The 19,818-nt window shown below is 36.3% G+C and carries 17 protein-coding genes and 2 pseudogenes; 17 read left to right on the plus strand and 2 right to left on the minus strand.

Going from position 1 to position 19,818, the window contains the following annotated elements; all coding sequences use genetic code 11:
- Positions 1-26: 26 nt before the first annotated feature.
- The 3 genes from OCV72_RS12610 to guaA all read left to right on the plus strand — a co-directional run bounded on the left by OCV72_RS12610 (position 27) and on the right by guaA (position 3,354).
- The gene (locus OCV72_RS12610; protein ID WP_028087784.1) at positions 27-257 is read left to right on the plus strand and encodes an HPr family phosphocarrier protein; all 231 of its coding nucleotides are present in this window, start codon (positions 27-29) and stop codon (positions 255-257) included.
- 106 nt (positions 258-363) lie between these two features.
- Positions 364-1,725, plus strand: coding sequence for an MATE family efflux transporter (locus OCV72_RS12615; RefSeq protein ID WP_055284196.1), 1,362 nt, complete (start codon positions 364-366; stop codon positions 1,723-1,725).
- Positions 1,726-1,806: 81 nt separating this feature from the next.
- Positions 1,807-3,354: a glutamine-hydrolyzing GMP synthase gene (guaA, locus tag OCV72_RS12620; RefSeq protein ID WP_028087786.1), complete on the plus strand. Its 1,548-nt coding sequence runs from the start codon at positions 1,807-1,809 to the stop codon at positions 3,352-3,354.
- A gap of 191 nt (positions 3,355-3,545) precedes the next feature.
- On the opposite strand, the gene OCV72_RS12625 is transcribed toward guaA, so the two are convergent.
- Positions 3,546-4,070: a helix-turn-helix domain-containing protein gene (locus OCV72_RS12625; RefSeq protein WP_055284197.1), complete on the minus strand. Its 525-nt coding sequence runs from the start codon at positions 4,068-4,070 to the stop codon at positions 3,546-3,548.
- A gap of 233 nt (positions 4,071-4,303) precedes the next feature.
- Between OCV72_RS12625 and OCV72_RS12630 the strand changes: the two genes are divergently transcribed.
- From OCV72_RS12630 to herA, 13 genes and pseudogenes are all read left to right on the plus strand, one after another.
- Positions 4,304-4,486 carry a helix-turn-helix domain-containing protein gene (locus OCV72_RS12630; protein WP_026650251.1) on the plus strand — a complete coding sequence of 61 codons (183 nt, stop codon included), beginning with the start codon at positions 4,304-4,306 and terminating at the stop codon, positions 4,484-4,486.
- Between the two features lie 17 nt (positions 4,487-4,503).
- On the plus strand, positions 4,504-5,604 hold the full coding sequence (locus tag OCV72_RS12635; RefSeq protein WP_055284198.1) for a site-specific integrase: 1,101 nt from the start codon (positions 4,504-4,506) through the stop codon (positions 5,602-5,604).
- On the plus strand, positions 5,582-5,905 hold the full coding sequence (locus OCV72_RS12640) for a plasmid mobilization protein (protein WP_055284199.1): 324 nt from the start codon (positions 5,582-5,584) through the stop codon (positions 5,903-5,905). The genes OCV72_RS12635 and OCV72_RS12640 overlap by 23 nt, the downstream gene beginning before the upstream one ends.
- Positions 5,902-7,056: an AAA family ATPase gene (locus tag OCV72_RS12645; protein WP_055284200.1), complete on the plus strand. Its 1,155-nt coding sequence runs from the start codon at positions 5,902-5,904 to the stop codon at positions 7,054-7,056. The genes OCV72_RS12640 and OCV72_RS12645 overlap by 4 nt, the downstream gene beginning before the upstream one ends.
- Positions 7,057-7,147: 91 nt before the next feature.
- On the plus strand, positions 7,148-7,390 hold the full coding sequence (locus OCV72_RS12650; protein ID WP_055284201.1) for a hypothetical protein: 243 nt from the start codon (positions 7,148-7,150) through the stop codon (positions 7,388-7,390).
- A gap of 174 nt (positions 7,391-7,564) precedes the next feature.
- Positions 7,565-7,792: a DUF5348 domain-containing protein gene (locus tag OCV72_RS12655; protein ID WP_055284202.1), complete on the plus strand. Its 228-nt coding sequence runs from the start codon at positions 7,565-7,567 to the stop codon at positions 7,790-7,792.
- Between the two features lie 312 nt (positions 7,793-8,104).
- Entirely contained in the window at positions 8,105-9,646 is a 1,542-nt protein-coding gene (locus OCV72_RS12660; RefSeq protein ID WP_330376604.1) for a MobA/MobL family protein, read from the plus strand.
- A pseudogene (locus tag OCV72_RS12665) lies at positions 9,647-9,811 on the plus strand (TnpV protein); the annotation flags it as partial.
- A gap of 147 nt (positions 9,812-9,958) precedes the next feature.
- Entirely contained in the window at positions 9,959-10,144 is a 186-nt protein-coding gene (locus OCV72_RS12670; RefSeq protein WP_055284203.1) for a helix-turn-helix domain-containing protein, read from the plus strand.
- Between the two features lie 27 nt (positions 10,145-10,171).
- On the plus strand, positions 10,172-13,153 hold the full coding sequence (locus tag OCV72_RS12675; protein ID WP_055284204.1) for an Eco57I restriction-modification methylase domain-containing protein: 2,982 nt from the start codon (positions 10,172-10,174) through the stop codon (positions 13,151-13,153).
- Positions 13,154-13,161: 8 nt separating this feature from the next.
- Positions 13,162-14,790, plus strand: coding sequence for an Eco57I restriction-modification methylase domain-containing protein (locus OCV72_RS12680; protein ID WP_055284205.1), 1,629 nt, complete (start codon positions 13,162-13,164; stop codon positions 14,788-14,790).
- Between the two features lie 5 nt (positions 14,791-14,795).
- A complete protein-coding gene (locus OCV72_RS12685) occupies positions 14,796-15,998 on the plus strand; it encodes a DUF4297 family anti-phage-associated protein (RefSeq protein WP_055284206.1) in 1,203 nt (400 codons plus the stop codon).
- An 11-nt stretch (positions 15,999-16,009) separates the two neighbouring features.
- Positions 16,010-17,758: an anti-phage-associated helicase HerA gene (herA, locus tag OCV72_RS12690; RefSeq protein WP_055284207.1), complete on the plus strand. Its 1,749-nt coding sequence runs from the start codon at positions 16,010-16,012 to the stop codon at positions 17,756-17,758.
- A gap of 296 nt (positions 17,759-18,054) precedes the next feature.
- Here herA and OCV72_RS12695 read toward each other — a convergent pair whose 3' ends face one another.
- Positions 18,055-19,236 (minus strand): site-specific integrase, encoded by a 1,182-nt coding sequence (locus tag OCV72_RS12695; RefSeq protein ID WP_005333347.1) that lies wholly within the window; start codon positions 19,234-19,236, stop codon positions 18,055-18,057.
- A gap of 276 nt (positions 19,237-19,512) precedes the next feature.
- Here OCV72_RS12695 and OCV72_RS12700 point away from each other — a divergent pair.
- Positions 19,513-19,802 (plus strand): annotated as a pseudogene (locus OCV72_RS12700) (ABC transporter permease); the annotation flags it as partial.
- Between the last annotated feature and the right edge of the window lie 16 nt (positions 19,803-19,818).

Consider the following 19,818-nt stretch of genomic DNA (forward strand, 5'->3'; position numbering starts at 1 on the left):
CAATAAGAAAAAAGGAGGGACCAATAATGAGTACGAAAAGTGTTATTTTTTCGAATCCAGATGATGTAATAGATTTTGTAAAGATTGTTGAAAAATATCCTTTTGACATGGATATGAAACGGGGCAGATATATTGTAGATGCAAAGTCCCTGTTAGGTCTTATGAATCTTGGATTTGACCATAAAATAGAACTGAAAGTATATGAAGAAGAATGCGAAAATCTTTGGAAAGAACTGGATAAATTTGTAGCTGCATAAGTTTACTTCTGCAGTAACTGGATATTGTATGAGAAGAATCCTCAGCGTATAATAAGAATATACGTTGGGGAATTTTTTCGGCATATAAACATTACAGGAGAAGAAAATGGGAAAGAGTAAAAAAGAGAAACAGCAGGCATATTTCTTTGACAACAAAGCTCTGCTGGCGCTGATCCTGCCACTGGTGGTTGAGCAGCTCCTGGCGGTCATGGTAGGAATGGCAGATTCCATTATGATCGCAAGCGTCGGCGAGGCGGCGGTGTCGGGAGTATCGTTGGTGGATCAGATAATGGTACTTTTGATTAATGCATTTGCCGCACTGGCGACCGGAGGTGCAGTAGTCGCAGGACAGTTTCTGGGACAGGATAGAAAAGAGGAGGCCTGTAAATCGGCAACTCAGATGGTATGGTTTATTACTATATGTGCAATCGGTATTACGGTACTTGTATATTTAGGAAAATCATTTATCCTGCATACGGTATTCGGCAAGATTAATCAGGATGTAATGCATCATGCAGACGTTTATTTGTTGATCGTGGCGGCATCGATTCCATTCCTGGCATTGTATAACGCAGGAGCGGCAATCTTCCGTACAATGGGGAATTCGAAAGTGACAATGCAGATATCGATCATTATGAATATTATTAATATAGGAGGAAATGCAATTCTGATCTATGGATTTCATCGGGGTACGGAAGGTGTCGCAATTCCGACACTGGTGTCCAGAATAACGGCAGCGGTTATTGTAATTGTGATGTTGTGTGATGAGAAACGGATACTTCATATAGAACGGACATGGCATTACCGGATCAATTGGGAGATGGTTAAGAAGATTCTGAGCATTGGTGTGCCGAATGGTCTGGAGAACAGTATGTTCCAGCTTGGCAAGATCATCGTACTCAGTCTTGTATCGACATTCGGAACTTATGCGATTGCGGCGAATGCAGTGTCGAATGCGATCGCATTGTTTCAGATCCTTCCGGGAATGGCAGTTACGCTGGCGATCACACCGGTTATTTCAAGATGTGTGGGTGCTGGTGATTATGAACAGGCAGGATATTATAATAAAAAATTAATGGTTATTACTTATGTCAGTATGACAGCGATGGTATTATTCATATTTTCATTATTGCCGGTTATATTAAAGGCATATAATCTGTCGGATCTTACAGCAAGAACGACGGCAGATATCATACATTTCCACGGAATCGGTGCGATCTTCATCTGGCCGATTGCATTCAGTCTGCCTGCGACATTCCGTGCGGCGGGAGATGCGAAAGCGTGTATGTATATTTCAAGTATATCCATGTGGATATTCCGGATCGGATTCAGTTACGTGCTTGGGAAATATCTGGGCATGGGTGTATTTGGTGTCTGGGTTGCGATGGTCATTGACTGGGTATTCCGTGCGCTCTGCTTTGTGATCCGTTATTTCAAAGGAAGCTGGAAGAAAAAGGCGATCGTATAAGATAGAAGTCTCTTGTAAAAACAAGTCTTCTATTTTATAATAGAGATTAGCCATATAGAAAACAAATAGGAGGAAATTCTTGTGAAAAAAGAATTAGTAATTGTCATTGATTTTGGTGGACAGTACAATCAGCTGGTAGCAAGACGTGTCAGAGAATGCAATGTATATTGTGAGATCTACTCATACAAAACAGATATTGAGAAGATCAAAGCTATGAATCCTAAGGGAATCATCCTGACAGGCGGACCAAACAGCTGTTATGAAGCAGATTCCCCGACATATAAAAAAGAATTGTTCGAACTCGGTATTCCGGTTCTTGGATTATGTTATGGTGCGCAGCTTATGACGCATGTACTTGGAGGAAAAGTAGAATCGGCTCCGGTACGTGAGTATGGTAAGACAGAAGTGCTGATAGATAAGAAAGATTCCAAGATTTTTGAAGGTGTATCAGAGAAGACAATCTGCTGGATGAGTCATTTTGATTACATCTCACAGATTGCACCTGGATTCGAGATCACAGCACATACAGCGGACTGCCCGGTTGCAGCAGCTGAGAATACAGAAGCAGGATTATATGCAATCCAGTATCATCCGGAAGTACTTCACACAGCAGAAGGAACCAAGATGTTATCAAACTTCGTATTAGGTGTCTGCGGATGTGCAGGCGACTGGAAGATGGATGCATTCGTAGAGAATACAATCCAGGAGATCCGCGAAAAAGTTGGCGACGGAAGAGTACTTCTTGCACTGTCAGGCGGAGTAGATTCTTCAGTGGCAGCAGGATTGTTATCCAGAGCTATCGGAAAGCAGTTGACATGTGTATTTGTCGATCATGGTCTTCTCCGTAAAGATGAAGGTGATGAAGTAGAAGGTGTATTCGGACCAAATGGACAGTTCGACCTGAACTTTATCCGTGTAAATGCGCAGCAGAGATATTACGATAAACTAGCCGGAGTAACAGAACCGGAAGCAAAACGTAAGATCATCGGTGAAGAATTCATTCGTATCTTCGAAGAAGAAGCCAAGAAGATTGGTGCTGTAGACTTCCTCGCACAGGGAACCATTTATCCGGACGTTGTAGAAAGCGGACTCGGTGGAGAATCCGGAGTGATTAAATCTCACCACAATGTAGGTGGACTTCCGGAGCATGTAGATTTTAAAGATATCATTGAGCCTCTTCGTGATCTGTTCAAAGACGAAGTACGTAAGGCAGGATTGGAGCTTGGAATTCCGGAGAGACTGGTATTCCGTCAGCCATTCCCTGGACCTGGACTTGGAATCCGTATCATCGGTGAAGTAACAGAAGAAAAAGTTAAGATCGTTCAGGATGCAGATGCCATCTACAGAGAAGAGATTGCAAACGCAGGACTTGACAAGAATATTAACCAGTATTTCGCAGCACTGACAAACATGAGAAGTGTCGGAGTTATGGGGGATGAGAGAACATACGATTATGCTGTTGCTTTAAGAGCAGTAACAACTGTAGATTTCATGACAGCTGAGGCTGCTGAAATTCCTTATGATGTACTGAATAAGGTGATGAGTAGAATTATTAATGAGGTTAAGGGAGTTAACAGAGTATTTTACGATCTGACTTCTAAACCGCCTGGAACGATTGAGTTTGAGTAATCCACACAATCATAAGATACCAGTATTTATGCGAGTTACAAGCAAATTTGCTTAGTGATTGGCAACAAAATGGCAACATTTTGTGATTATTCAAGAGATAAAATTTTTATTTCATAACGTATATAAAGAAACCTTACTGATTTTCAGAAGTAAAAAACTGAATATCGGTAAGGTTTTTCTATTTTCTCCTTTTATTTTTCTTTTTTAGTCAATTCTTTTACGAGGTAATCACTCAGTTCTTGAGATGGTACCTTGGCACGTTTCTGGTAAGTATCCAGTTCCGGGTACTTATATCTCCATTCATCATATTCTTCCTTGCTGATTTCACCGTTTTCCAGTTTGGCAGCTTGTTCCATCCATGCACGAAGCATTTCATCGACAGATGAGCCGGGAGCAGATATGGAAGAGTCAAGGCAGAGATGAGGTTGTTCATCTACATTTTTTACCTTCAGACCATACATATCTTCCAGTGCAAATAGTGTATGCATCAGACCTATGTGAGTATCAATATCCGGCACTGTTAAGGCATGAGTATTGATATCAAAGATCTGAGACATTTGTTTTACAAGATCAATCTTAGGAACTCTGGCTTCAGATTCATACTGAGCCATGCGGACATCTGAGGTTTTTCCTTTGAATCCCAGTTGTTCTCCGAGTTGCTTTTGTGTCATGCCTATGCGGTTGCGAAAATATTTGATACGTTGTCCGATTGCCATTTTTGTTTGCCTCCTTATAGTGGTCATTCGTGTTGCCATAATTAATTGTGATAGAAAATAAAACAATTCTGTTTAGGTTCAGTATAGCATGAGCAATTTGGGATAGCAAGAAGAACTTAAACAAAAAAATTTAATATTCGCGTTAAACTACTTGACTTAAATAAAAATGTTTAGTATCATGCAAATGCAACAACCTAAACAAATTACGTTAAGATAGAGAGGAGAGATGCGATGTGACGAACAGAACTTTTATGACAGTAGAAGAAGTTGCAGCGGAACTGGGAGTTTCCAAGTCTTATGCTTATAAGATTGTCAAACAATTAAATGATGAATTACAGAAGCTGGGTTATCTTACGGTAGCTGGCAGAGTAAACACCAATTATTTCCGCAAAAAAGTATGTTACAGCGAAGTGTAAGAGAGAGGAGAATTTGTATGAGTATTTACAAAGATAATGTCACTGGGAAGTGGCGAGTGGTTTATCGGTATACCGACTGGACAGGGAAAACGAAACAGACTTCAAAACGAGGATTTCCTACGAAGCGAGAAGCGCAGATGTGGGAACACGAACAAATGTTAAAGCATGATGCAAAACTGGATATGACTTTCGCAAGTTTTTATGAAATTTATGTAGAAGATAAAAAGGAACGAATCCGGGATAACACATGGGGAACTAAGAATAATATTGCCAGAACAAAAATTCTTCCATACTTTGGGGAGAGAAAGATTGCAGAAATTGAACCAAAAGATGTGATTGCATGGCAGAATCATTTGCTTGCATTTAAGAGAGCGAATGGAAAAGGGTATTCTGCTTCATATCTGCGGAAAATCCACAGCCAGTTAAGTGCCATTTTCAATCATGCAGTTGATTTTTATCATTTGCCTTCTAATCCGGCACAGAAAGCTGGAAATATAGCAATAGAGGAATATAAGGAAATGTTGTTCTGGACGAAAGAAGAGTATTTGAAATTTGCAGATGTGATGATGGATAAACCAGTTTCTTACTACGCTTTTGAAATGCTTTACTGGTGTGGTATCCGTGAAGGAGAGTTGCTTGCCCTGACACCAGCGGATTTTGACTTTACAACGCATACACTGCGAATTAACAAATCATATCAAAGATTAAACCGGGAAGATGTGATTACCCCACCAAAGACATTTAAAAGTAACAGATTTATCAAGATGCCACAATTTATATGTGATGAGATGCAGGATTATATGGAAATGCTTTACGGTCTGAAGGAAGACGAAAGAATTTTCACAATTTCCAAATCTTATCTGCATCATGAAATGAACAGAGGATCAAAGGTGTCTGGGGTGAAGCGAATCCGTGTGCATGATTTGAGACATTCCCATGTATCGTTATTGATCAATATGGGATTTACGGTATTAGCAATTGCAAATCGAATGGGACATGAGAGCATTGATATCACTTACCGATATGCACATCTGTTTCCAAGTGAGCAGACACAGATGGCAGAACAGTTGGATATTGAAAGGATGGAAAAATTAAATGGAGAAAAATCTGGACAGTAAAGGAAGATGGAGAAACAAAATCGTAGCATTCCGAGTATCACCGGAAGAAGCAGAGCAGATTGATGCATGTGTCCGATTGTCAGGACTTAGCAAGCAGGACTATATCACAAAACGATTAACTGATCGGCAAATTGTGGTACAGGGAAATCCAAGAGTGTATAAAGCATTGCGAAATCAGATGGCAGAGATTTATGAAGAATTGAAACATCTGGAAAAATGCAGTGAGGAAAACGAAGAGTTGCTGAGTACCCTGAGATTGGTCGCAGAGACATTGTATGGATTGAAAGGGGAAAATGAATGACAGCAAAAGAAAAAATGACTGCTCCGATTGCATCTGTTGGCGCAGATGTGGAACAGTCATTAAGTAATAAATTAACCAACCAAAGTATATCAGATTTGCCCGGTAAGGGCAATCTGCAAGCCACAAATAATGCGGAAAATACAGCAAAATCAGCAAATAAAAAGAATCCAGATGATCTGGAAACAGTTTCCATGATGGAATTATACGACACCGCATATCCACCAAAACTGCCGATTATAGATGGACTTCTGTATAACGGAACTTACCTGTTTGTTGGTTCGCCGAAAATTGGAAAATCATTCTTTATGGCACAGATCGGGTATCACATCAGTAAAGGAATTCCATTGTGGAGCTTTTCAGTCAGACAGGGAACGGTTCTGTACCTGGCATTGGAAGATGATTATGCAAGATTGCAAAAACGGTTATCACAGATGTTTGGAATGGAAGGCAGTGAGAATTTTTATTTTGCTACAAAATCCAAATCACTCAATGACGGACTGGAAAAGCAGCTTGTAACGTTTGTGACAGAGCATAAAGATGCAAGACTGATTATCATTGATACTCTTCAGAAGGTTCGAGAGGTCGGTGGAGATAAATTCAGTTATGCCAGCGATTATGAGATTGTAACAAAGCTGAAAGCATTCAGTGATAAATATGGCATCTGTTTTCTGGTTGTGCATCATACAAGGAAAATGGAATCTTCAGATAGTTTCGATATGATTTCAGGTACGAATGGATTGCTTGGAGCTGCGGATGGAGCATTCGTCATGCAGAAAGAAAAACGGACAGATAATAAGGCAGTTCTGGAAGTGGCAGGGCGTGACCAGCAGGACCAGAAACTGTGGTTGAACTTTAATCGGGAGAGATGTGTCTGGGAACTTACCAAGACAGAAACAGAACTTTGGAAAGAACCAGAAGATCCAGTGTTGGAAAAAATCAAAGAACTTGTAACAGAAACTACGCCAGAGTGGGTAGGAACAGCAACAGAGCTTGTGGAAGTATTGCAGGTGGAAATGCAGCCGAACGCATTATCACGAAAATTAAATGTCAGCTTGGAACGTCTGATTTTGGAATATGGAATCCAGTATAAAGCGGAACGAGGACATGATGGAAGAAAGATCAGATTAGCCTTTGTTGGAAAACAAGCGTGACGATATGTGACGGTTGTGACGGTATTTTATATAGCGTGTCGGTAGTGAAAATATCGTCACTATCGTCACGACCGTCACGGAAAGGAGAAACATGGAAAGAAAATCACAGGTGCAGATACCAAAAGATTTATTACTGGCATTGTTCCAGTACCATCTTGCTGGGAATGAGGAATATCTGCCGGAGATAGAAAAAGCATTGATGGAAAAATTAGACAGTATGGTAAAACGTCAGTTATATACAACATTCAAAACAGCACCAACCGAGGAAGAACGGGAAAAGGCAAGACAAGAGTATTTGGATAAGTGTGGAATGCATGAGAACTTTCGTTGGTAAAGATTCTGCTTGATGACCTTATGACAGGAGCGTGCCACGCACCTGTAAATAGCAGACAAAGAGAAGGTTTGTAAGGTGTAGCCGGTAGTTGATTGGCGAGGAAAAAACTTTTAAAAAGGGAGTCCTGATTCAGGGCGTCCCTGCAGAAATGATAAATGAAGGGAGAATGACACCATGAGAGAAGGAAGATTAGGTTACAACAGTTATAACAAAAGATATGGATTATTGTCATCAGACTTATGGATTGATCCAGGATTTCACTGCGGAGAATGTCTGGAAGTTCTAGTTGATGATCAGTGGGTAAAGACACGAATGGAAATGAATCTGGCGAGAGAATGGTATTTGGTTGGAACACCATATTGTGGAGATCTGGAGTATGTACGGGTAAGGATACCGGAATAAAGCAGAAAGGAAGAGTAATAGTCGGTTTGTTGTTAGTGAAAAAAATAAGCCCGGATACGGGCAGAAAAAGAGGGCGGATACGCCCAAAATGAAAAGCGAAAGCCAAGTTGTGGTAGATGTAAGAAGCATCTCACAAAGCCCTCGGCGTTTGAGAGCGAAATACACCCATCGCACAAATTAAAGATTTGTACTCAGGATATTTCGCCCTGCCGGGAGCTGTTCCGCCGACAGGCGGATAGTTCGTAAACGGATGCCGATGCATCCGCTCACAAATGATATGGCAGAATTTATTTTGCCGAAGACAAGGAGGGAGTGCCTATCGGAAGAAATTCATTTATTCAAATGACAAAACTAAGCAATGTAAAAGGCAGAATCACTTATATATCCAGTCATGCAAAACAGGAAAACCTCTATGCAGTTTATGAAACCACAGAACGGAAATTTTGGCGGGAACTTGCAAAATGTAATCAGGAAGAATTTGTAAAAAACGGGACAGAAGGAAAATGTATTGAGGCAAGAGAATTGATTATTGCTTTGCCAGAGAGTTTTACAGAATATCAGCCAGACAGATTGTTGCAACTTTTTACAAATCATTTTAAACAGAATTATGGAACAGAGTGTATTGCTGCTTTGCACCACAATAAAAGAAAGACTAATTATCACATTCATTTGATATTTGCAGAACGGAAGTTATTGGATGAACCAATCATTAAGATTGCCAGTAGAAATATGTTTTATGATGAACATGGAAAACATGTCCGAACCAAGAGAGAAGTATTAGGAGAAGATGGCGAGATCCGAGAAGGCTGCAGTGTTGTGAAGAAAGGAGAAGTCTATGAGAAGAAGCTGTTTACTGCGAAAGATGAACGCTTCAAGAGCAATTCATTTCTGGATGAGGTAAAGCATTCTTATACAGATTTAATCAATATTTATGTGCAGGACGAGAAACAGAAACTACAGGTATTTGAGCGTGGTGGCGTGTATCTTGCAACAAAGAAAATTGGAAAGAACAATCCGAAGGCACAGGAAATAGAAGAGGATAACCAAAAACGCTGGGAATGGAACAGAGCTGTTGATATGGCATTGATTAGTGGAGTGCCAGAACCGAAGATAATGGAAGTGAAGCGGAAAGAAATCACGGAGCCAATCAGGAAATCAATTGCCCGTCGTGGAAACAGACTACGATTATTTTCCAGAGTTGTAACAGTGGCTGTTGAGGCATTGGAGTTTTTAATAGCAAGTGTGCTGTTTAAGAAACCCAGGGAAGTATCGGAACAGACAAACGTGGCACAGGCAGGAACAACGGAACCTGAGCAAACAGAGAGGATTGCAGAAAATATCGTACCAGAAAGTGTGAAGATAAAAGAAGAAAAGGCAGAACCGAAGCAGCCAGAAATGACGAGGCTTGCATCGAAGTATCCGAAATTTTTCAAAGTTAAGAAAGAACTGGACGAACAAAATACTGCAATTCAACAGAAACAAAAACAGCTTTCTGCAAAGAAAAAAGAACTGTCAGAAGTCAAGGGATGGTTTAAAGGAAGAAAGAAAAAAGAATTGCAGAAAGAAATTGATGAACTGAAAAGTCAGATCAGAGATATGAAAGATTATCTTCCAATGATTGTGCAGAAAATCGGATATGGAAGTGTACAGGAATTTTTAAAAGATTTTAAGGTTTCTCAAACTGAGTATAGCCAGTATCGAAATGCAATAGAAAAATGGAAGAAAGAAACTGGCAAAGAGCCAATAGCACGTGGTATTAGAGCAAAGCTGGCAGAAAAGAAACAAGAAATACAGAATGAACAGAAAAATAAACCGCATACCCGTAGTCAGAACAAAGATCGGGGAGCAAGATAGGAGTGTAATCAGATGATGGACAGACTGGTGGAGCAGATGAAAGAAAAGCAGGGAGTGACAGAAGAACTGAAGATGCAGGATCAGATGGTATGGGTTGGGAAAATGAATAATATCCGGGCATGTGCGGAGGAGATTGTGCTAATGAATGTTGTATATATGAACTAGAATGATGTCAGGGAAGGAATAGATTCCTTCCCATTAAATTCCCATTAAATACTATTAAATCATAGAACATATGGTTGCTTTTTGGGAGGAAATGAGTTAAACTAAGAATAGTTTTATTATGCAAGATATATAGGCCTGGAGGATAAGATGAGTGATTTAATAGATAAATGGTGTAGTTTAGAGGAAACTGCAGAATATTTGGGTGTGACAAAAGATACAATCAGAAATTGGATTAAAAAAACAGATATACCGGCGCACAAAATTGGAAGATTATGGAAATTTAAATTAACCGAAGTAGACGAGTGGGTAAAAAGTGGTAAAAGTGCATTGTAATTTTAACGATAAGTGGGGAATGTAAATATGAATAATAAAGAAAGATTATCAAGACTAATAGCCCAGTATCAAAAAAATATGGAGTTTTATAGAAATGCAAGAGAGTTTAATGAACAAGATTGTAGAGATGAATTTATAAGTCCATTATTAGAGAGCTTTGGTTGGGATGTACATAATGAAAAAGGAACGTCTCCGCAATATAAAGAAGTCGTTGTGGAAAAATTTTCAAACAGTGGAGATAGACCAGACTATACATTAACCTTAAATGGTGTATCAAAAATCTTTGTAGAAGCCAAGAAACCGGCAGTAAATATAAAAGAAGAACAAGAACCGGCTATTCAGACAAGACGTTATGGATGGAATGCAAAACATAAATTGTCCATATTAACAAATTTTGAGGATATGATGATTTATGATGTTACAAATAAGCCACAGGATGGAGATTCTGCGACGGTATCGTTGTATCGAAAATATCACTATTTAGAATATTTAAAGAAGTATGAAGAAATATATGAGTTGATTTCAAGAGAAAGTGTTTATACTGGAAAATATGATAAATATGTTGAGGATAAATTTCCAAACGAAGAACGATATTCAACAGAAGTAGATGAAGTCTTCTTAAAGCAAATTAATGAATGGAGACTTGAAATTGGTGATTACTTGTATCGTACAGATAATACATACAAAGATACAGATGTTTTGAATGATGTAGTGCAAGAATTTATAAATCAAATTATCTTTTTACGAATTTGTGAAGACAGAAATCTGCCATTATATCAAAGTTTAAAAGAAACTGCACGGAATAAAGTAGAGTTGCAGAGGGCATTAACAAAAGTTTTTAAAGAAGTTGATAAAAAATATAATTCTAAGCTATTTGCGGGCGATAATATTATTTTTGATTTGAATAATGATATTATTTTTAATATGATTCTTTCACTATATTATCCGAAGACTCCATATATGTTTAACATTATTGAGCCAGGAATTTTAGGAAAAATATATGAGAGTTTTCTTACAGAAAGTCTTGTTGAAAGAGATGACCATATAATATTGGCTGCGAAGAAAGAGTATAAATATCGTTCAGTGGTATCGACACCTGTCGAAATTGTAAAATATATGGTAAAAAATACATTAGCTCCAATTTGTGAGAAAAAAACGCCAGAAGAAATAAAAGATATTCAAATTGCAGATATCGCTTGTGGATCGGGAATATTTTTAGAGGAGGCATATCAATTTTTGGTTGATTATTGTACAGAATGGTATATGCAGCACGATTCAAAACATTTATTAGAGTTGAGTAATGGAAAAAAGAAATTGCCATTAACTGATAAAAAGGATATTTTAACGAGATGTATTTATGGCGTAGATATTGATGTTCATGCTGTTGAAGTTAGCAAATTTTCTTTATTAATAAAGTTAATAGAAGATGAAACACCAGCATCTGTGAAAGAATGCGTTCCGATTTTACCAGATTTAAGTTCTAATATAAAAAATGGGAATTCATTGATTTGCAGAGAAGATATATCTGGAAAAGATATATCAATAGAGGCATTGTGCAATATAAAACCGTTTGAATGGAGCATGATCAATAGCGGATCAAGATTTGACGCTATTATTGGTAATCCACCATATGTAAAAACAGAAGATATTCATACCTTAGAGACAGAAGCAGAATTTGCAGTTTATAAGAAGAAATATAAAAGTGCATATAAACAATTTGATAAATATTTTTTATTTCTTGAAGAAGCGTTTAATCTTTTAAAAGAAAATGGTCAAATGTGTTATATCGTGCCGAATAAATTTTATAAAATAGGAGCAGGACAAGAACTGCGTCGGATAATATCTAAACATGTATCTAAATTAGATGATTTTGGAGATATGCAACTTTTCCCTGATAAGACTATTTATAGTTGCATAATTACGTTATGCAAAGAAAGCAGTAAGCAGATGGAATATACAAATGTTACTTCGTTAATTGATCTGTGGACTGGAGAAGAACAGGAAAGTATTAGGATAAAGAATGAATTATTAGATGAAAATCCGTGGAGATTAACTGCAGATATTAAATTCATGAAAATGATTGCAACGGTAGAAGAAAATGGGAAACCATTAGGTGAAATAGTAAATATTTTTAATGGAATACAAACAAGTGCAGAAAGACCTAAACCGGTATATTGGTTTAGTAAAGATGAAATTGTTTCAGAAAAAGAAGACGAAATAATTGTTGATAAGTTTGAAAAAAGATACCATATAGAAAAGCGTATTTTGAAGCCTTTCTTTAAACCAACTAAGGCTGATGAAAAAGGAATGGGTACATATTCATTGTTAAAAACGGATAAGCATATTATTTTTCCATATAATGCAGATGGTAGCTTGATCAACGTTGAGATTATGAAAAAAGAGTATCCTGGAACATATCAATACCTACAGGACTGTTATGACTTGTTAGTTCCTAAATGTTTAAATGGTGGAAAAGGTCGTGACATAAAGAATGCAACAGCCGATACTTGGTATCAATATGGAAGAACACAGGCTTTGACTGCATTTGTAAATACTCCTAAGTTAATTGTTAGAATTTTAAGTAAAGAACCAATGTATGCATATGATGAAAATGATATGCTCATTGCTTCTGGTGGTACAGCGGGATATTGTGCAATAGCAAAGCTGCCTGATTCAAAATATGATTTAAGGTATATACAAGCATGGTTGAATCATCCATATACAGAAAAACTATTTCAAATTATGGGAAGTGATTTTGAAGGGGGATTTACAGCGAGAGGAACGTACCTATTAAAGAAAATACCTTTTGTCGAATTAGATCTTGATGATGAAAAGCAAAAAGCGTTATATGAATCAGTGCTCATTTCAACAAAGAAAATAAATGAGTTGAATATTGCATTAGAACAGAAAAAAGATAAAGCATCTATTAGTGTAATAGAAACTGAAAAGAAAAATTTAAGCAAACAAATTGAAGATAGTATTACAAAAATTTATAATTTGCAATTTTAGGTGAGAGAATGATATTAAAAGAAGATAGTACAGAACAGAAATTAAGAGGTGCTTATTATACACCACTAAAATTGGCAGAAAAAATGGTGGATTTTTTTAAGAAGGAAGCATCTATTAAATCAATATTAGAACCCAGTTGCGGAGATGGGGTGTTTGTAGATGCATTAGTTGAAACTCAGTTCTTGACTCAAAATAGAAAAGTAACTGCAATAGAAATCGAAAAAAATGAAGCCCAAAAAGTGGCTGAGAAGCTAAAAAATAATCCAAATGTATCTGTTGTGAATAGAGATTTTTTTGAGTTTTATCAAAAATATAAGGATATAAATAAGTATGACTTGATACTTGGAAATCCACCGTATATACGTTATCAATATCTTGAAGAAAAGCAAAGAATGGAAATGGCTGAAATATTAACAAGCCATGGAATGAAAGCCAATAAGCTGATAAACACATGGGTTGGATTCATGGTTGCTTGCGTTCATATGTTGAGTGATAATGGGAAAATTGCGTTTGTAATTCCAGCGGAAATTTTACAGGTTGCGTATGCGGAAGATTTAAGATTGTTTTTGTCTAACAAGTTATCCAAAATAACATTATTAACATTTGAAGAATTGGTTTTCCCTGGCATTGAACAAGAAGTGGTAGTTTTTATTGGAGAAAAAGGAGATTCAGAAAAAGGCATAAGGATCATAGAATTAAATAACCTTGATGATTTAGAAAATCTTAATATATATGCGAATGGTTTTCAGAAACTTAGCCATGTGCATGAAAAGTGGACAAAATACTTTACAACAGAGCAAGAAAATCAACTGATTTTAGATTTGAAAAATGATGATAGATTTCAAACACTGTCTGAAACCGGTATTATTAATGTGGGGATTACAACAGGAAATAATAAGTACTTTTCAGTAAATAAAAAAATGGTTGAAGTATATGATTTAACTAATGTTGTTCGACCATTGATAGGAAGAAGTTCTCATGCACATAGTGTTTTCTTTAAATATGAGGACTGGAAGAAAAATGTTGATCAGGGAAAAGCGGCTTATTTGATTGATTTTCCAGATACTCCAATAGAAAAATATAGTCAAGGACAAAAAAAATATATTGAACTTGGCGAGAAGAATGGTGATAACACGGGATATAAATGTAAAATTAGAGAGAAATGGTATCAAATACCATCTGTATGGGTGCCAGATGCTTTTTTCCTTCGTAGAAATAATCTATATCCCAAATTCGTGTTGAATTGTTGCGATGCTGTTTCTACAGATACTATGCATAGGATAAAATTTAATAATGATATTGAGCCAGAGAGAATAGTTTTATCGTACTATAATAGTATTTCTTTTGCTTTTACGGAAATCTGTGGACGTAGTTATGGTGGCGGGGTATTAGAAATATTGCCGGGAGAAGTAGGAAATGTATTGGTTCCTATTTTGGATTGTGTTCCAATTGAAAAGGTTAAGGAAATATTATATCAGGTAGATGAAATTGTGCGTAATGGAGAGAATATCGAGAAGGCTTTGGATCTTGTAGATAATAGTATTTTAGGCGAGTATTTGCATGTTAATGAGAAGACTTGTTCTATGGCAAGGGGAATATGGAAGAAGATGCAGCATAGGAGATTAAAAAGAGGATAAAGTATATGGCAAGAAGCAGGGATGCGGTAGATACAATAAAAGGATATTATTATCAGTTTGACTATTTTATTTTTCAATTAATAAGTTTAGTAAATGAAGCAGATACTGTGACAATAGAGGGAATAGAAGACGTTGATATTCTTGAAGAAAAAGAAATGGTTGCCGTACAGTGTAAGTATTATGCGAAAACAGAATATAATCATTCGGTTATTGCAAAACCAATTAGACTTATGCTTAAAGATTATGTCAATAGAACTCCAGAAAAAAGAAAAATACGATATAAACTGTATGGCAAATATCAATCGGGGCAAGAAAAATATCCAGGAATGTTAACTGTAGAATTTGCAAAAAAGAATTTGTTTACATATACTGAAAAGAAAGTGGTACATGTGTTACATGAAGAACTAAACTTAACTGATAAAGATATAGAGGAGTTCTTGGATAAGGTAGATGTTGATATTAATGCAGAAGATTATCAAGAACAGCAGGATAAAGTAATAAGTGGTTTAGAAGAGATTTTTAGATGTGATAGATTTGAGGCAGAATATTACTATTATAATAATGCTCTTAGATTAGTTAAAGAAATAGCTGTACAACAGGAAATGTGTGAGAGAATTGTAAGCAAAAGAAAGTTTTTGGACAAAATTAACAATAAAAAAATGTTGTTTGATAAATGGTATTTACAGTTCAAGGGAATACGAGAGTATTGTGCAGATATACGGAAACAATATTTTTCACAAAGAAATGTGTCTCCATATGAAAGATTTTTTTTGGTTGAATGTGATACGACGATAAATGATGCACAAATTGTTTCACTGATTGCAAAGATATCCAAAAATTGGAGTAAATTATCCAGCAGGGAAATAAAACCATTTTGTCCCTATGTTTATTTGAATGGAATTAGTCAAGAACGATTAGTAGGTGTGAAGAAAAAATTACAACATGAAGATATACGGTTATGGGATGGACATGATTTTTTAGGAGCAGAATTTATGGTTGATTCTATTATACGGAGAGCAAATTACGTAAATGATATAAAGGTAAAAATAATTAACCATATTGAAAATTTGGATGATATTTTAGAAAAAGCAACAGGAACTAAAATGATTTATCAATTCTATTTGAAAGAACCATTTTATGAAAGTAATCAAAATCTTTGTTATGGAATACAAATTTCTAAAACAGAAGATATTAATATGATGATTTAGGGGAAAGAACGATGGAAGAAAACGAAAAACTTAATGCAGAAGTCATTGCAGTTCTGCCGAATAAGGTGAAAATATCAGTTGATGATTTAGAAAATTTTCAATTAGCAGAAGAAAAACTTAAGGTAGGATCATACCTTCGGATTGCAGATAATGATAATGCAGTATTGATAGCAATTATTGAAAATTTCAATATTGAAGTCGGAGTTAATCAAAGCGGAGAAGCAAATAGAAAATATATATTGGAAGCGAATCCTTTAGGCATAATTCGAAATGGGCGATTTGAACGAGGTGGAGATACAATTGCAATCCCACCTAAAAAGGTTGAACCTGCCAAAAAAGAAGAAATTCAAAAAATCTTTGAAGAATCATTAGAAGATGAAAAAAAGTTTAGTTTCTCAACATTATCTACAGATAGAACTATTTCAGTGCCAGTAGATGGAGATAAATTTTTTAATAAACATATAGCTATTGTTGGGTCAACAGGATCTGGAAAATCTCATTCTGTAGCAAAAATACTTCAAAAGGCAATTAGTTCAAAAAAGGGAACATATCAAGGATTAAATAATTCGCATATAGTTGTTTTTGATATTCATTCGGAGTATCATACTGCATTTCCGAATGCTAATTTTATTGATATATCTAATTTAGTATTGCCGTACTGGTTGTTAAATAGTGATGAATTACAAGAGCTTTTTATTGATACAGAGGCCAATGATCATAGACAAAGAAATGTATTGAAAGAAGCAATTGTTAATAACCGAAAAAAACATTTTAATGGAGATTCTGCTTTAAAGGAAAAAATACATTTCGATTCACCGCTCTTTTTTGATGTCGATGAAATACTTATGTATATCAAAAATAGAAATAATGAAAAGAAAGATAAAAATAATAATATTCCGTATAAAACAGCAGATGGAGAAACACATAATTATGATACTAAAAAAGCTGAATGTTTGTTTGAGGAAGAAGTTGAATATACAGGCTCTTCTGCATCTGGAACAAATAACGGAAGTCTGATAAATTTTATAGATAGATTGGAAAATAAAATAAATGACAAGCGTTTAGAATTTTTATTCGGAGAAGCTTCAAAGAAAATTTCGTTTGAAGAAACATTACATGAACTGTTAGGATATCAAGAAGAGGCAAAATCAAATATTACAATTTTAGATTTGAGTGGTGTTCCATTTGATGTATTGAGTATAACTGTTTCATTAATCTCAAGAATCTTATTTGAATTTGGATATTATTATAAGCGGATGAGAGCGGAAAATAGTACGGGAGAAGGTGAGGTTATCAATGATGTGCCAATATTATTAGTATATGAAGAAGCTCATAAGTATGTTCCTAATAATGATATGGCAAAATATCGGGCATCAAGAGAATCCATAGAACGTATTGCTAAAGAAGGAAGAAAATATGGAATTTCACTGATGTTGGCAAGTCAGCGTCCATCTGAAATATCCGAAACAATTTTTTCACAATGTAATAATTTTTTGTCATTACGTTTGACTAATCCTGCAGATCAGAATTATGTGAAAAGATTGTTGCCAGACACATTAGGAAACATTGTAGATAAAATGCCAGTTTTAAGAGCCGGGGAATGTTTACTTATTGGAGATGCAGTGATATTACCGTCAATTGTTCAGGTAGAAGAATGCGATTTAAAACCGTCATCAACCGATATACCTTATCTGCAATTATGGAAAGAGGAATGGCATTCTTTAGACGTCGAAGCAATAAAAAAGGCATGGAAGAGATAAGGGAGAGAAAGGGTATGCTGAATTGAAATTTAAAATATAATTCAAAATATGAATTGTCAATTAGTACCTAAGCGGTTATAATGAAGTGGCAACAAATTGGCAACAGAAAATCAGCGAGCCAAAATAATATATGCAACAGAAATAAAATAACGGCAAAAAAGATATAAAACTTAAACAAATATATTTAAGAACATCTCTGAACTTGCCGAGTTTGAATAGTTGACGCTGGGCTACAAAGCCCGTAACCACGGGGCTTTGCGGCTTTGGGTGTTTGAAATTGCATTATCATTGCATTTTTATATTTCTTTGTGATACATTGCAGTATGCTGATTACTGGTATAATTAGCAATACTTTGAGAAGCTGACTGGTAGCTGAGAACCCCGGTCAGCTTCTTTGCAATCTCAATATTGGTGTTTGGATACAGATGACCATAAGTTCCTAGTGTCGTCTGTATTTTTTCATGTCCAAGACGCTCTTTAATCAGCAGTGGATTTTCGCCCATGCTGATAAGCAGGGAAGCATGCGAATGTCTCAGGGCATGAATTTTGATTCTGTGAACACCAGCTAAATTTGCCAATTTCTCCAATGCTCTTGGAAGTGTTGTTTTGCTGGTGGGTGTACTGTTATAACTCAGGACGAATCCACAATTTGGTAAAACCTTTGCCTGGACAGCCTTCCATTCTTGTAATTCCTTGATGGTATCAGCATCAATATAAATGGTACGGTTGCTTGCCTGCGTCTTAGGTTCAACGAATTTGTAGTCATTCATTGTTTTATAGTACAGTGTTTTACTAATAATCAGCATACCTGTTTCAAAATCAATATCATCCCACTGTAAGGCGGCAGCCTCTCCAATACGCATTCCAGTCATAAATAAAAGCCAGAACGAGATGAAGAGATAGTGCTCGTAGTAGTCACCTTTGTACAGCAGGGATATTACCTTCTGAAACTCCTCCAAAGTCCAGAAGTCGATCTTTACTTTTTTAGATTTGATATTGCCGATCATGCGGGCAGGATTCTTCTTTGCAAGTCCGAGGATAATCGCCCGGTCAAAAGCTAAACATAACATTCCCTGAACAATGCGTACATAGTTTGGACTGAATTGTTTTGCCAACTTGAGCTGCCAGGTCTGTACATTTATCGCTTCTATTTCGGACACTTTCTTCTTGTAGAAATAGGCAAAGTGTTTTTGAATGGTCGAGTAACGATTCTTGTAAGTACTTTCTTTCACCTGAGTTTTGTACCACGGAAGATAGATTTCTTCAATAAACTTTTTGAAGGTAATGTCTTCCTTCTTATCAGCTAATTCTTCCGTTGATGCAAGAATCAATTTGGAATACTCGGCACGGGCTTCTTTTTTTGTTGAGAATCCGCTGCGGTATTTTTGAATCTGTTTTCCGGTTACAGGATGATATCCGAGGTTGGCTCGAAAATAATAAGTGCCGTTTTCTGCTTTTTTAATTGGATCTTTTGCCATGATTTCACTCCTTATAAAAGCTTCGTAAGCAAATTGAAAGTAGTTCTAATCGTTATGATGATGGTTGCAGTCGTCTTGGAAATAAATCATAATAATACGTATTTGAATATTATGATATCAGGATTATTGTTAACAGCTATAACGTTAATTATGGGAAAAGTGAAATACCGACAATATAAAACTTGACCATAATAATATAAGAGACGGTTTTTTGTATTTTTACGAGAAACCGTCTCTTTTTTGAATAATTCGAATGAACGAATTCGTTTACCACCCTTAGTCTGTGTGATGATTGCAGGTAGGGAAACACAGAATAACGGGATTATGAAAATGCTTGCATTGCCGGTCGATAGACAGACACTGTCGCTTGCAAAATTCTGCGTACTGGTATTCTATCTTTTCATGGAAATGGTAGTATTCTTTGTCGTTTTTATTGTTGCAGGATGGCTTGCAACTCCGGTATAACGGAAACAATGCCCCTATTGTACCTGCCGAAATGGTGTTTGGGGTTGTTCCTGACGATGCTCCCTTGCGTGGCGGTTATGTGGGCACTTACGGTTTTGTTTGGTTTCTTATGTGTTG

It is taken from the genome of Dorea amylophila (genome assembly GCF_025567265.1).
Lineage (GTDB): Bacteria > Bacillota > Clostridia > Lachnospirales > Lachnospiraceae > Dorea_A > Dorea_A amylophila.

Coding starts and splice junctions, on each gene's coding strand:
- OCV72_RS12655 (WP_055284202.1), top strand. CDS start 7,565: ATGAGAGAAGGAAGATTAGGTTACAACAGTTATAACAAAAGATATGGA.
- OCV72_RS12615 (WP_055284196.1), top strand. CDS start 364: ATGGGAAAGAGTAAAAAAGAGAAACAGCAGGCATATTTCTTTGACAAC.
- OCV72_RS12680 (WP_055284205.1), top strand. CDS start 13,162: ATGATATTAAAAGAAGATAGTACAGAACAGAAATTAAGAGGTGCTTAT.
- herA (WP_055284207.1), top strand. CDS start 16,010: ATGGAAGAAAACGAAAAACTTAATGCAGAAGTCATTGCAGTTCTGCCG.
- OCV72_RS12695 (WP_005333347.1), bottom strand. CDS start 19,236: ATGGCAAAAGATCCAATTAAAAAAGCAGAAAACGGCACTTATTATTTT.
- OCV72_RS12685 (WP_055284206.1), top strand. CDS start 14,796: ATGGCAAGAAGCAGGGATGCGGTAGATACAATAAAAGGATATTATTAT.
- OCV72_RS12670 (WP_055284203.1), top strand. CDS start 9,959: ATGAGTGATTTAATAGATAAATGGTGTAGTTTAGAGGAAACTGCAGAA.
- OCV72_RS12650 (WP_055284201.1), top strand. CDS start 7,148: ATGGAAAGAAAATCACAGGTGCAGATACCAAAAGATTTATTACTGGCA.
- OCV72_RS12675 (WP_055284204.1), top strand. CDS start 10,172: ATGAATAATAAAGAAAGATTATCAAGACTAATAGCCCAGTATCAAAAA.
- OCV72_RS12645 (WP_055284200.1), top strand. CDS start 5,902: ATGACAGCAAAAGAAAAAATGACTGCTCCGATTGCATCTGTTGGCGCA.
- OCV72_RS12625 (WP_055284197.1), bottom strand. CDS start 4,070: ATGGCAATCGGACAACGTATCAAATATTTTCGCAACCGCATAGGCATG.
- OCV72_RS12610 (WP_028087784.1), top strand. CDS start 27: ATGAGTACGAAAAGTGTTATTTTTTCGAATCCAGATGATGTAATAGAT.
- OCV72_RS12635 (WP_055284198.1), top strand. CDS start 4,504: ATGAGTATTTACAAAGATAATGTCACTGGGAAGTGGCGAGTGGTTTAT.
- OCV72_RS12640 (WP_055284199.1), top strand. CDS start 5,582: ATGGAGAAAAATCTGGACAGTAAAGGAAGATGGAGAAACAAAATCGTA.